Below are 12,791 nucleotides of genomic sequence, written 5' to 3'. Positions count from 1 at the left end.
ACCGATCGCCACCACTGCACCGCACGAATCCGCGCACCTCTACGCTGCTCCCATGCGCACGCCCCCGACTCCTGCCCCGGGTCGCCACCGTGTCCTCATCGTCGAGGACGACGACACCATCGGACACCATCTCGAGATGGGGCTGCGCGGCAACGGCTACCTGCCCACCTGGTCCCGCACCGGCGCGAGCGCACTGGCCGAGGCCACCCACACCCCGTACGACGCCCTGCTCCTGGACCTCGGGCTGCCGGACCTGGACGGCCTGGACATCGCCCGCATGCTGCGCGCCCAGTACCCGGACCTGCTCATCATCATTCTGACCGCCCGCACCGACGACATCGATATCGTCGCCGGCCTGGACGCGGGCGCCGACGACTACCTCGTCAAACCCTTCAGCCTCACCGTCCTCCTGGCCCGGCTCCGCGCCCACTTGCGCCGTCACCCTAGCCCCGCCCCGGCCCGCGCACCGATCCGCCTCGGCGACCTTGTCATCGACACAGCAGCGCGCCGCTGCACCCTCCACGGGGCCGACATTCCCCTGCGCGCAAAGGAGTTCGACCTGCTCGCCGCGTTAGCCGCACGCGCCGGCGAGGCCGTCTCCCGCGAAACACTGATGGCCGAGGTATGGGACGAGAACTGGTTCGGATCCACCAAGACCCTCGACGTCACCATGGCAAGCCTGCGCCACCGCCTCACCACAGCGGCCGACACCACAACCCGCCCCGCGCGGCTGCCCGACATCGTCACATTGCGGGGGCACGGCTACCGTCTCGACGGTTGAGGACGCCAGGCAAGAGGACGGAAGGTACGGACTGACTGTGGACACCGGCCAACCGGCCGCATGCGAAGCAGACTTGACCGCCGCCAGGTGCACACGGCGTGCACTCCCCTGATGACGGCAGTCGTCTCTCTCACAGTTCATCCCGCTGGACGAGCCGATACTTTGCCCCTGCCTCGGCCTCAGTCCCCGGCAAACGGCGCTTTCTGCCGGCTGTCTGCCTCCGCTGCGCGGTGGCGGCGTTGAGGAGGGCGTTCACTCGGGGATTGCGTTCCCTCAGCTGTCGGAGCCCGAATCTGGTGCGGCCGACCTGCGCAGTGGCGTCGACAACGGTGGCTCCGAAAGCGAGAGCACGCAGAAACTGGTGCAAGGAGGCAGCTGAAAACTCTGTCTGGTCGATCTCCCCACCGGGCGTGCCCGCCATGGCGTGCGCGGAGGTCATGGCAGCGCGGAAGCCCGGGTTCTCCTCCAGCCAGCGATCGAGCAAGTTCCCTGAGACGCCTGCCACCGCGGCGCAGGCCGCAAGGGGCAGCCCCAGTGCTGCGGCGCGAACGGCGTCGGCCCGTCTGATCGCGTTCTCCTCGGAGACGACTGGGCTCCCGTTCAGCACCGTCACAAGGGCGTGGTCGATCGCCTCGCGGGGCGCGATGATGCCGGCCACGACGGATCGCGCCCACGCGTCGTCGCTCGGATCACCTTGCTGGAGTGTGCCCAATGACTTCCTCCCCCTTCGGTCTGTAGGCGGAATATGCCTACGCGGGCAGAAGGCGGGCAGTGGGACCGCTGCCGGTGATGTGGCCCGCGTCGAGCAGGTGGGTCGTGTTGGTGTAGCGGGCGACCAGGTCGTGTTCGTGGGAGACCACGACCAGGGTCATCCGGCGTTCTGTGCGCAGGCGGGTGAGGAGGTCCATGATGCCGGTGGCGGTGTCGGAGTCGAGGGCCGAGGTGACCTCGTCGCAGAGCAGGATGTCCGGGCCCGCGGCGAGGGCCCGGGCGATGGAGACGCGTTGGCGCTGTCCGCCGGACAGCTCGCCGGGGTGGCGGTCGGCGTAGTCGGCAGGGAGGTCGACCTGGGCAAGGAGTTCGGCGACGCGGTCGGGGCGAACGCTCTTGGGCAGGTCTGCGTGCAGGCGCAGGGGCCGGGCGATCTGCTGGCCGACGCTGTGCCGGGGGTTGAGCGCGGCAAGGGGATTTTGGGGAACGAGTTGGATGCGGCGCTGCTGTTCACGCGTACGGCGTTGCACGCGTCGGGCGAGTGGGCGGCCGTCGAGGGTGAGGTGTCCGGTGTGAGTGGGGTGAAGTCCGGCCAAGGCGCGCAGCAGGGTGGTCTTGCCTGATCCGGAGGGGCCGATGATGGCGGTGGCCGAACCGGGTGCGGCGCTGAATGCCACGCCGGTCAGGACGGGACTGTGCTGGCGGCCATTGCGGAAGTAGGCGTCGATCGCCTGGGCGGTGACTCCGTCGCCAACCGCACTGTCGTCAGGGCCAGTTGTCGCAGCCGGGGGCGCATCGGCGGTCAGGCGCGCCACAGGGGCGGACTTGGGTGTGAGCCGGATGGTGTGGTCGGCACAGGTCTCCACGAAGTGTGGGTCGTGGGTGGCGATGACGACGGCGAGGTTCCGGCTGATGGCGAGGTGGCGCAGCAGGTGGGCGACCTCGTCACGTACCGCGGTGTCGAGACCGGCGGTGGGCTCGTCCAGGAGGAGGACCTTGGGGGTGCGGGCGAGGGCGCGGGCGAGAGCGACGCGTCGTTGCTGGCCGCCGGACAGAGCGGTGGGCCTGCGGTCGGCGATCCCTGTATCGACGGGCAGGCGGCATTCGGCGAGCAACTCCAGGACCTTCTCCTCGCTCGTGTCAGTGGCGAGTTCGGCAACCAGGCGGCGCGCGGTCATGCGGGGGTTGAGGGCGGATCCGGGGTCCTGGCCGACGTATGCGATGGCGGTGCGGCGCAGCGTGCGCAGTTCGTCCGTCGGCAGCTGGTGCGGGCTCCTGCCCAGGACGTCGAGAGTGCCCGTGACCACGGCACCTGGGGGGAGGTGGCCGATGAGGGCGCGCAGCAAGGTGGTCTTGCCGGATCCGGAGGCGCCCATGAGAGCGGTGACCTGTCCTGCGTGAATCTGCGCGGTGGTCTCGTACAGGAGGACGGGCCCCTCGGGCAGCCGTATTTCGAGACCTCTGACGGCGACGTGAGGTGGCTGGGTCGTGCCCTTGGAGGTAGGGGCCGTGGGGTGGGCAGGGGAAAGGTTGTCGCTCATGAACGGGTCACCGCCTTCGCTGTGGTGTCGGGGGCCAAAGAGAGAGTGACCAGGTTGACGGTGACGGCCAGGATGGCGATGGCCAGACTGGGGGCGACGACGGCCCAGGGGTTGAGGAGGATGCCGGAGGAGTTCTCACGGACCATCAGCGACCAGTCGGAGGCGGGTGGTTGGGGTCCGATCTGGAGGAATCCGGCCATCGAGATGATGTAGATGGCCTCGACGAAACGAAGTCCGAACAGGGTCACGATCGTGGCGCGCAGATTGGGCAGGATCTCGCGCAGAGCGACGTAGACGGTGGATTCACCGCGGGCCAGGGCCGCTTCGACATATCCGGCCGTGCCGAGGGGGGATGCTGCTGCGGCCACGACCCGGACCGCATACGGGACGCCAAGGACGATGGCGGCGGCGATCACGGCCCAGCGTCCGCCGTCGGGCCAGGCGAGCGCGATGAGCATGATGCCCAGCAGCGGCGGCAGGAGGATCGCCACGTCCGCGCTGCGTTCGACGGCGCGGCCGAGGGCAGGCCGCAGCACCGCGACACAGCCGATCACCGTGGCGGCCAAGGTGACGGCGACAGCGACCAGCAGGGCGCCTGCGACCAGGAGGGCGCCGCCGGAGAGTATTCGACTGAGCACGTCACGGCCGAGCTGGTCCCCGCCCAGTAGGGCGTCGCCTCCGGGCGCGGCGAAGGGCGCGGTGACCGGCGTGTCGATCGGGTGCGGGGCGATCAGCGAACCGGCGAGGGTCATCAGCAGCGGCAGGCCCGCGATCAGCACCAGGGCGATGGTCTTCGCCCGGCGGGAGTACCGGGGTTCGGCCAGGGGCAGGGCGGCGGTCATACGCGGGCTCCCAGGACGGAGTGGCGGATGAGGTCGGCGGCCAGCAGGACGAGGCTGACGACGGCACCGGCGCAGATGACCACTCCGGCGATCAGCGGGGTGTCCCGTGCGGCGACCGCTCCGGCCAGGACGGCGCCGATGCCGGGATAGTTGAACAGGGTTTCGACCACGACCGCACCGCCGAACAGCAGGCCGGTGGAGGTGGCCATGCCGGTGGCGATCGCGGGGACGGCTCCGGGCAGCTGGTGGTGCAGCAGGACTCGGCGCGGGGGCAGGCCGTCCAGGTGGGCGGCTTCCACGTGCGGGGTAGATGCCTGGTCGGCCAGTGCGCCGCGCACGACACGGGTGTTCCAGCCGGTCTGTGGGATGACCAGGGCAAGGACCGGCATGATCAGCATGGTCCAGGTCGCGGGTTTTCCGTCACCGCCGGTCACCGTGACGGCGGGCAGCCAGCCCGTCCACAGAGACAGCACCATGAGCAGCACCGCTGAGACCACGAACTCGGGCACCGCGAACGCGGCCGTCGAGGTGTGCCCGATGATCCGGTCCGTGAGCCGGCCGGGGCGGGCTGCGGCCCAGCAGCCGAGCAGCAGCGAGAGCACAACCGTGATCGCGAACGCGGTCACGGCCAGGACAAGGGTGTTGGGCAGCGGATCGGCGAGCAGTTCGGTGACCTTCTGCCCGCGGGCGGAGGTGCCGAGGTCTCCGGTCGGCAGTGCGGTCATCCAGTCGGCGAACCGTTCCCACAACGGCCGGTCCAGACCCAGCAGATGGCGCCGGGCGGCGATGTCGGCTGCGCTCTCCCCGCGCTCGGCTGCGGCACCGGCCGCGTCTCCCGGCAGCACCTCAACTGCCGCGAACACCACGGCCAGCAGCACGATGAGCATCAGGATGCGGCGTCCGGCCGTCCCTGCGATCCGCAGCACGGTGTGTGCGGCCCGGCGTGCGGCGGTGGCCGCCCCCACGCCGGGGACGGCCACCGGGCCGGTCTTGGCCATCTGGCTCACCTCAGCCACACGCCTTCGAGCTGTACGCGTCCGTATCCGGGGAGCTCGGGCAGGTTCCGCACCTTGGTGGCGGCCAGGTCGATGCCGTCGGCCATGCCCCACAGCAGGTAGCCGGAGCGGTCGTACTCGATCTGCTGGAGATCCTTCAGCGCGACCGCGCGCTGCTCGGCGCCGGGGGTACCGATCACCTTGCGGTAGGCGGCGTCGAAACCGGGATCGCTCCAGCCGGACTCGTTCTGCCCGGCCTTGCTGACCATGGTCTTGGAGGCGAAGAAGATCACCGAGTCGTTGGTGCCCCAGTAGGTGGTGTAGAAGTCCCCGGTCTTCCAGGTCTTGTCCCAGAACGCGCCGGACTCCTGCTTGACGACCTTGATCTTGATCCCGGCCTCGCGGGCCTGGTTGGCGAACAGGGTCGCCGAGTCGGCGAGTCCGGAGATGTCCTCGGTGGTGATCAGCTCGTAGGTCTTCGAGAGGTCGAAGTCCGCTTCCTTCAGTAGCTTCTTGGCCTTGGCCAGGTCCCTCTTGCGCTGCGGGATGCTCTTGGCGTAGGCGGGATCGCCGGTGCCGAGGATGTCGTTGGCGACGGTGCCGTACCCGGACAGGACCTGCTTGACCATCGCCTCTCGGTTCACGGTCAGGCGTATCGCCTCGCGTACCCGCTCGTCCGCGAAGGGGCTGCCCTTGGCGGTGCGCATCACGATCGGCATCGCCATGTCGTCGGGGCGGCGCAGCACTTGGATGTCCTTGCGGGACTCGGCGGTGCGCGCGGCCACGGCACCGGCGTTGGAGGCCAGGTCGATCTGCCCGGCGAGCAGGGCGTTCGCCATGGCCTGCGGGGTCTCGAACATGGTGACCTCGATCGCGTCGAGGTGCACGGCCGGCCCGTACCACTTGTCGTTCTTCACCAGGCGCGCGTTGCCGTTGCGGAACCAGTCCAGCTTGAACGGGCCGGTACCGGGCGCCTTGGCGATCTCCGAGTCCTTGGTGCCCTTCTTCATCACGAAGGTCGTGAAGCGGGTCAGGACCGGCAGTTCGGCGTTGGCGTAGTCGGAGACCAGGACGACCGTGTCGCTGCCCTGGGCGCTGATGTTCTTCGCCTGGATGCCGGGCAGACGGGCCTCACCCGAGGGGGTGTTGCGCAGCCGCTTGAGCGACCACACCACGTCCTCGGCGGTCACCGGCGCACCGTCGTGGAACGCCGCGCCCTTGGCCATCTTGAACTTCCACGTCTTCAGATCGGCCGACGACTCCCACGAAGAGGCGAGACGCGAGACCGTGTTGGCCTTGTCGCCGGGGACGGTGAGGGTGTCGAAGACGAGGGCGAGGACGAGGTAGTCACTCTCGTTGGCCTGGGTGCCGTGCGGGTCACGGGTGATCGCGCTCGCACGCCCCAGTGCGCCTACTCGCAGGGTGCCACCGGCGCGAGGCTTTCCGGCTTCCGCACCGGAGGCTGCAGCGCCTTTGGAATCCCCGCTGCCGCCGCTGCAGGCCGCAAGGATTCCGGCCGCTCCGATGCCGGTGCCGGCCCACAGCAGCTGTCGTCTGGTGACGCCCACGTCTGGTCCTCGTCTCGGGTTCGCACTTGGTCGTTCTTAGGGTTACCTAACCGGATCCAGCCAGACTCCGCAAGCCATCTCATCCCGCCCCGACGGCTACCGACGTGACTCACGATCACGTCAACATGCCTGCCCAGTAAGGGTTTTGACGTCCAGTCAGATGGGTGCCGGATCGCCGAAAATGAGACTACGTTGATGTAGTCAATCACACCGGTTAGGGTTGCCTCACCTGAACGGCGTTGTTACGTTCCTGGTGTCCGGCGGCGCCCCGAGCCGCGCTGCGCCCGACCATTTCGCGTTCCTTTCTCCCCGCTTCCCCCCTCTGTTTCCCCCTGCTTTCGAGCCGGTGCGGCGATGCCGCATGCCCGCGCTTCGATTCGTCATGCCCTGGAAGGTGCCACCGTGCCCACCTGCCCTGCCCCGGTACGCCCTCTCGACGTCACCGCCGCAGCCGAACTGACCGCCGCCGCAGCCAAACTGCTGGCCACGCACGGGTCCGCCACCTCACCCGAACTCCTCGCCGCCCTCCCACAGGCGTGCGCCGGGCTCGGCGACACGATGCGGCACGCCCTGCGCCCCGTGGACACCGCCGACGGCCTCTTCGTGCTGCGCGGCCTGAACCTCGACGACGCCGACCCGGGCCCGACCCCCGGCCACTGGTCGACAGTCGGCGGAGCCGGCGCAGTGTGGGACGTGGCCTTGCTGCTCGTCTCCACCCTGATGGGCATTCCCATCGCCTGGGACGGCCAGCAGGACGGCCGGTTCGTGCACAACATCGTGCCCTCACCAGGTCACGAGAGCGAGCAGACCGGCGCCTCCAGCTCCGTCCTGCTGACCCCGCACACCGAGGACGCCTTCCACCCCGGCCGCGCCCACCTGCTCCTGCTGTGCTGCATGCGCAATCACGACAGCATCGCCACCACCGCGGCCAGCATCCGCCGTACCGCCCTCTGCGCAGAGGACGTCGAGCAGCTCAAGCGGCCGGTCGTGCCGATCCTGCCGGATGACGCCTACGAGGAGGCCCAGCAGTTCGCCGGACGGCCGGCGTCGGTGCCGACCCTGTTCGGCACTCCCGAGGGGATGACCATGCGGTTCGACCCCGCCTACACCCCGCTGGACGAGGCCGACGGCGCATGGCGTGCGGCGTACCGGCGCCTGGAGGACGAACTGGCCCGCGTCTCGGTCGCGGTCAGCCTCGAGCCTGGCGATGTCCTGGTCGTGGACAACGACATCGTCGTCCACGGGCGGGTGCCCTTCAAGGCCCGCTACGACGGTACCGACCGCTGGCTCAAGCGTGCCTCGGTACGCGTACCCGGCCGCCCCACCCGCCCCGCCGCCGAAGCCGAAGAGCACGGCTACGGCCAGGCCGCCCTCGAAGCACACGCCGGCTGACCCGTACCTCTGACGCGACAGGAGAACACCCCATGCCCGAGACACCCCCGGACCGCCGACTGCGGATCCTGTCCACCAGCGACCTCGCCGGTATCGACATATCCCTCACCGACGTGCTCGCCACGGTCGAGGGCGCCTACCGCACCCTGGCTGACGGTCTGTCGGACAACCCGCGCAAGCTCACCGTCAAGCCCCGTGACGGCCACTCAGTCTCCTACGCGATGCTGGGCAGGGACGGCACCCGCGAGGTCGTCGCCATCAAGACTTCGTACAAGCACGGCCTGGACAAGGGCCGCGAGGAACAGCACTACTACACGACGCTGACCCTCTACGACGATGTCACCGGCCTGCCGGTGGCGATGATGGACTGCTCCCGGATCGGTTCCCTGCGCACCCCGGCCGTGTCCGCTCTGCTGGCGCGCGAGCTGGCCGCCCCCGGTGCGCGCACGGCGCTGGTCATCGGCACCGGCACGCAAGGACGCCTCGCCCTGCCGTTCCTTCTGACCGCGCTGCCCCGGCTTGATCGCCTGATGGTCTCCGGGACACATCCCGACGGTCTGGCCGCCGTGAAGAAGGGACTGCACACCCACTTCCCCGACCGGGATGTCGAGATCGTCTCCGACCTGCGGGCCGCCGCAGCAGAGGCCGACGTCGTCGTCGCCACCGCGGGCGGGCACACACCGGCCGCCGTCGAAGCCGGCTGGCTCAAGGAAGGCGCCCTGTCCATTCTGGTCGGCCACGGCCTCGCGCCCTCCACCCTGCACGGCGCAGACCGCGTCGTGGCCACGAGCGAAGCCCAGATGAACGTCACCGGCACCGACATGGCCGACGCCGACGGCAAACTCCCCGCTGTCGACGCCGAGTTCCCCGCCGTCATCGCCGGATCCGCGGCCGGGCGTACGTCGCCCACCGAGCGGATCTTCGCCTACAACAGCGGCCTGGTCGTCACCGACATCGCCCTCGGGCACCGTTTCGCCCAGCTCGCCCTGGACGCCGGCCGCGGCACCGAGGTGGCGCTGTGGCAGTGAGCACGGAGAACTGGCCGTCCCTGCCGGTCCTGCCGGATGCCGCCACCGACGCGGTGGTGGCATCCGGGCTGCTGCCCGAACTGGCCCACGCGTTCGGCGGACCGTTCCACTTCCTGCTGCCCGACGCGTTCACCGCCAACCTCCGTGCCATGCGGACCACTCTGGCCGCGGCAAGGGTGGACGGCTTCGTCTACTACGCGAAGAAGGCCAACAAGGCGGCCGTTTTCGTCGAAGGGGCCGCCGAGAACAGCGCGGGGCTCGACGTCGCTTCTGCCGCCGAGCTGCGCGAGGCCCTCGGACACGGGGTGCGCGGTGAACACCTCATGGTCACCGGTCCCGCCAAGGATCCGGTCCTGCTGCGCCTGGCCGTGACGCACGGCGCGCTGCTTGCCGTCGACGCTCTCGACGAGCTCGATGCGGTCATCAGCATCGCGCTTTCGGGGCGAGTACGCCCCGCCCGGATCCTGCTGCGCGTCCTGCCCTCCGTGCAGCCGCACAGCCGGTTCGGCATGACCGATGCCGAGCTGGCCATCGCCATCGAGCGATGTGTGCGGGCGGGCGACGCGCTACGCATGGAGGGATTCAGCTTCCACCTGTCCGGCTACGCCCTCCAACCCCGCGCCGACCTCGCAGCCCGCCTGGTCGACCTGTGCCTCAAGGCGCGCGCCAACGGTCTGGAGGCCGGCCGCATCTCCATCGGCGGTGGCCTGCCCATCAGTTACACCGACGCCAGCTCCTGGCACGCCTTCCTCGAAAGCCAGCGTCCCGCCCACTACCACGCCGGAAAGACCTTCCACGGCGCCGACTTCTACCCGTACCACTCGCCGGTATCCGGCCCCCACGCCCTGGCCGCTCTGCTTCAGACCAGGCCCGAGAACCACCACGGCCCCCTCGACACCGTCCTGCGGGCAGCGGGAGTGGAGCTTCTCTTGGAGCCCGGCCGCGCGCTGCTGGACCAGGCAGGCGGCACGGTCTTCACCGTCCAGGGCGTCAAGGACCGCGACGGCTACCAGCTGCTGACCGTCAACGGCACCAGCCTGAGCCTGTCCGAGCAGTGGTTCAACAGCGAGTACCTCCCCGACCCGCTGCTCATCCCCCAGGACCAGGCCACCTCCTCCGGCCTGTTCCCGGCCGGTGTCGGCGCGGCCACCTGTCTGGAATCGGACATGCTCACCTGGCGCAAGATCGCCTTCCCGCAGCGGCCCCGCGCCGGGGACCTCCTGCTCTACCCCAACACGGCCGGGTACCAGATGGACTCCAACGAGTCCCCCTTCCACGACCTGCCGCTGCCCCCCAAGGTCGTCATCGACCACACCGACCGCCCCCGGCCGCGCTGGCGCCTGGACCGCCACTTCACCTGAGCAGCACCATCACGCCCCGCACCTCGCCGCGTCCCCCTCCACAGGAGTCTTCTGATGCCCGGAGCCCTTCAGCGCCCCGCCGTGGTCTCCCACCTGTCCGACCTGATCGGCTACACCCCGCTGCTTGAACTGGCCACCACCGAGACCGGCAGCCGTCTGCTGCTGAAGCTGGAGATGTTCAACCCCACCGGCACCGCGAAGATCCGCATGGCCCGCGCCATGGTCGACGCCGCCGAAGCCGCCGGAGACCTCCGAGCCGGCGGACGGATCATCGAATCCACCTCCGGCAACACCGGCCTGGGCCTGTCCGTGATCGCCGCCGAGCGCGGCTACACCTTCACCGCCGTCGTCGACAACCACGCGGCCGCCGACAAACTGCGCGCCATGAAGGCCCTGGGCACCGAACTCGTCTACGTCGTCGACGACGGCACCGAGGAACTCGCCACCGCCGCCCGCGAAGAACTCGCCGAGGACATGGCACGCGGCCAGGACAACACCGTCTTCACCGAACAGCACAACAACCCCGCCAACGGCGTCGGCTACTTCCCCGTCGCCCACGAACTCGCCGAGGCCCTCGACGGCGACATCGACATCCTCATCGGCGCCATAGGCACCGGCGGCGGACTGTGCGGTACCGGCCGCGAACTGGCCAAGCTCATCACCGACTTCACCGTCATCGGCGTCGAGCCCAAGGGCTCCATCGCCTTCGGCGGGCCCGCCCACGACTACCACCAGTCCGGCACCGGCACCCCCGAAGGCGCCGAGATCGGCGCCCTGGTCGACTTCGACCTCATCGACGAAGGCGTCAAGGTCGGTGACATCGAAGCCTTCGCCACCTGCCGGGCCGTGGCCCGCACCGGGCTGCTCATCGGCGGCTCCGCGGGCGGCGTCGTCCACGAGGCCCTGACCCGCCTGGCCTTGCTGCCGCCCGGCACCACTATGGTCGCCCTGATCAACGACGGAGGGGAGAAGTACATGGACACCGTCTTCAACGACGACTGGATGGCCGAACACAACCTCCTCAGCCCTCAGGCCGAACGCGAAGTGGACGAACACCTCACCAAGCTCCGCAGGAACCGGTAACCCATGCTGACCATCCTTCTCCGCGACAGCCGCGCGCTCGGCACTCTGGCCATCCCCCTCATCCTCACCCAGCTCGCCCAGGTCGCCCTGACGACCACCGACACGGTGATGATGGGCCTGCTGGGCACCACCGAACTCGCGGCCGGTGGCCTGGCCATCGTCATCTTCAACCAGATCCGCACCATGGGCGTCGGCCTGGTCACCTCCGTCGGAAACCAGATCGCCGCCGCAGCCGCCCGAGCCGAACAAGCCACCACCAGCTCGGACGGCAAGGACGGCACCGAGGCGCAGGAGGCGGCACACCGCGAGGTTCAGGGCATCGTCCGCGCCAGTCTGGCCGTGGCCACCCTCGCCGGAATCGCCGGCGCCCTCGTCATGATCCTCATCGGGCAGGGCCTGGGCTTGCTCGGCCAGGACGCATCCGTCGTCGGCCTCACGCAGACGATGCTCTACGCCCTCGCCCCCGGTCTGCTGCCCTGCCTGTGGTTCCAGGCCATCCGCCAGTTCACCGTCGGAATGCGCCGCCCCCAGGCCCTCCTCCAGATCACGCTCGCCTCCATCGCGGTGAACGCGGCGCTCAACTGGGCCCTCATCCACGGCACGTTCGGCCTGCCCCAGCTCGGCCTGACCGGCGTCGGTATCGCCACCTCCACCGTCTACCTGCTGTCTTTCATCGCCCTCTGTCTCGCCGCCAAGAGGGACAGCACGCTGGCGCCGCTCCTCACGCTCGACATCACCCGCGCGGATGCCGCCACCGTCAAACGCCTGCTCGGCCTCGGCATCCCGATCGCCGCCACCTACGGCTCCGAAGCAGGATTCTTCTCCGTCACCGCCCTGATAGCGGGCTCCTTCGGTCCGGACGCACTCGCCGCGCACACCGCCGTCAACCAGCTCGTCTACATCGTCTTCCAGGTCGCCGTCGGCCTCTCCCACGCCGCATCCATCAACGTCAGCCGAGAGCTCGCCCTGGGCAACCACGAAGGCGCCCGCCGCATCAAGAACACCGCCCTGGCCTGCGCCGCCGCCGTCATGACCGTCGTCGGCATCGTGTATCTCACCCTGCCCCGGCTCGTCCTGGCGCCCTTCCTCGAAACCGGGTCCGGCCAGGCACTCACCATCGCCACCCACCTGCTGATCGTCACGGCGTTCCTGCAGTTCTTCGACTGCGCCCAGAACATCGGCGTCGGCCTTCTGCGCGGCCTGGACGACACCAAGAGCGGCTTCCGTATCACCTTGATCGGCTACTGGGCCATCGGGCTGCCAGCGTCATGGCTCTTCGCGTACGCCCTGAACCTGGACACGCTCGGGATCTGGCTCGGACTCCTCACCGGCCTCGCCGCCACCGCCCTGCTCCTGCTGCGCCGCTACAACACCGCGCTCGCCGCGGCACAACCCGAGCCCGCCCCCTCCGCAGCCTGATCATCGAGCCCCGACGCCACACAGCGCGGACGGACTCGCCGCCTCGGTCTCAGCCACGCCGAGACCGCCG

At 69.6% G+C, this 12,791-nt stretch carries 11 protein-coding genes; 6 read left to right on the top strand and 5 right to left on the bottom strand.

The features are described from left to right. Window positions 1-52: 52 nt before the first annotated feature. Window positions 53-781, top strand: coding sequence for a response regulator transcription factor (locus ACWFRJ_RS03715; RefSeq protein ID WP_453524553.1), 729 nt, complete (start codon window positions 53-55; stop codon window positions 779-781). Between the two features lie 130 nt (window positions 782-911). On the opposite strand, the gene ACWFRJ_RS03710 is transcribed toward ACWFRJ_RS03715, so the two are convergent. From ACWFRJ_RS03710 to ACWFRJ_RS03690, 5 genes are read right to left on the bottom strand one after another with little or no spacing between them, the layout of a single operon-like run. Next, the gene (locus tag ACWFRJ_RS03710) at window positions 912-1,493 is read right to left on the bottom strand and encodes a hypothetical protein (RefSeq protein ID WP_453524552.1); all 582 of its coding nucleotides are present in this window, start codon (window positions 1,491-1,493) and stop codon (window positions 912-914) included. A 37-nt stretch (window positions 1,494-1,530) separates the two neighbouring features. Then, on the bottom strand, window positions 1,531-3,033 hold the full coding sequence (locus ACWFRJ_RS03705) for an ABC transporter ATP-binding protein (protein WP_453524551.1): 1,503 nt from the start codon (window positions 3,031-3,033) through the stop codon (window positions 1,531-1,533). Then, window positions 3,030-3,875, bottom strand: a complete 846-nt coding sequence (locus ACWFRJ_RS03700) for an ABC transporter permease (RefSeq protein ID WP_453524550.1) — start codon at window positions 3,873-3,875, stop codon at window positions 3,030-3,032. The genes ACWFRJ_RS03705 and ACWFRJ_RS03700 overlap by 4 nt, the downstream gene beginning before the upstream one ends. Continuing rightward, window positions 3,872-4,873, bottom strand: coding sequence for an ABC transporter permease (locus ACWFRJ_RS03695; RefSeq protein ID WP_453524549.1), 1,002 nt, complete (start codon window positions 4,871-4,873; stop codon window positions 3,872-3,874). The genes ACWFRJ_RS03700 and ACWFRJ_RS03695 overlap by 4 nt, the downstream gene beginning before the upstream one ends. Window positions 4,874-4,878: 5 nt before the next feature. Then, the gene (locus tag ACWFRJ_RS03690; RefSeq protein WP_453524548.1) at window positions 4,879-6,438 is read right to left on the bottom strand and encodes an ABC transporter substrate-binding protein; all 1,560 of its coding nucleotides are present in this window, start codon (window positions 6,436-6,438) and stop codon (window positions 4,879-4,881) included. Window positions 6,439-6,840: 402 nt separating this feature from the next. Between ACWFRJ_RS03690 and ACWFRJ_RS03685 the strand changes: the two genes are divergently transcribed. Genes ACWFRJ_RS03685 through ACWFRJ_RS03665 form a run of 5 tightly spaced genes read left to right on the top strand, consistent with a single transcriptional unit; the run spans window position 6,841 to window position 12,721 of the window. Continuing rightward, complete coding sequence (locus ACWFRJ_RS03685; protein ID WP_453524547.1) at window positions 6,841-7,830, top strand: TauD/TfdA family dioxygenase; 990 nt, start codon at window positions 6,841-6,843, stop codon at window positions 7,828-7,830. 32 nt (window positions 7,831-7,862) lie between these two features. After that, window positions 7,863-8,858, top strand: coding sequence for an ornithine cyclodeaminase family protein (locus tag ACWFRJ_RS03680; RefSeq protein ID WP_453524546.1), 996 nt, complete (start codon window positions 7,863-7,865; stop codon window positions 8,856-8,858). Next, a complete protein-coding gene (locus ACWFRJ_RS03675) occupies window positions 8,855-10,219 on the top strand; it encodes a Y4yA family PLP-dependent enzyme (protein ID WP_453525058.1) in 1,365 nt (454 codons plus the stop codon). The genes ACWFRJ_RS03680 and ACWFRJ_RS03675 overlap by 4 nt, the downstream gene beginning before the upstream one ends. A 54-nt stretch (window positions 10,220-10,273) precedes the next feature. Beyond that, on the top strand, window positions 10,274-11,302 hold the full coding sequence (locus ACWFRJ_RS03670; RefSeq protein ID WP_453524545.1) for a cysteine synthase family protein: 1,029 nt from the start codon (window positions 10,274-10,276) through the stop codon (window positions 11,300-11,302). A gap of 3 nt (window positions 11,303-11,305) precedes the next feature. Next, window positions 11,306-12,721 carry an MATE family efflux transporter gene (locus ACWFRJ_RS03665; RefSeq protein WP_453524544.1) on the top strand — a complete coding sequence of 472 codons (1,416 nt, stop codon included), beginning with the start codon at window positions 11,306-11,308 and terminating at the stop codon, window positions 12,719-12,721. Window positions 12,722-12,791 lie beyond the last annotated feature (70 nt).

The sequence above is a fragment of the Streptomyces sp. NPDC055239 genome (assembly GCF_053606205.1).
This window is presented reverse-complemented; position numbering and strand designations above follow the sequence as displayed.

What these genes read in the sequence shown, in the direction of transcription:
- ACWFRJ_RS03715 (WP_453524553.1), top strand. Translation starts at nt 53, where the DNA reads ATGCGCACGCCCCCGACTCCTGCCCCGGGTCGCCACCGTGTCCTCATC.
- ACWFRJ_RS03705 (WP_453524551.1), bottom strand. Translation starts at nt 3,033, where the DNA reads ATGAGCGACAACCTTTCCCCTGCCCACCCCACGGCCCCTACCTCCAAG.
- ACWFRJ_RS03700 (WP_453524550.1), bottom strand. Translation starts at nt 3,875, where the DNA reads ATGACCGCCGCCCTGCCCCTGGCCGAACCCCGGTACTCCCGCCGGGCG.
- ACWFRJ_RS03695 (WP_453524549.1), bottom strand. Translation starts at nt 4,873, where the DNA reads ATGGCCAAGACCGGCCCGGTGGCCGTCCCCGGCGTGGGGGCGGCCACC.
- ACWFRJ_RS03680 (WP_453524546.1), top strand. Translation starts at nt 7,863, where the DNA reads ATGCCCGAGACACCCCCGGACCGCCGACTGCGGATCCTGTCCACCAGC.
- ACWFRJ_RS03670 (WP_453524545.1), top strand. Translation starts at nt 10,274, where the DNA reads ATGCCCGGAGCCCTTCAGCGCCCCGCCGTGGTCTCCCACCTGTCCGAC.
- ACWFRJ_RS03665 (WP_453524544.1), top strand. Translation starts at nt 11,306, where the DNA reads ATGCTGACCATCCTTCTCCGCGACAGCCGCGCGCTCGGCACTCTGGCC.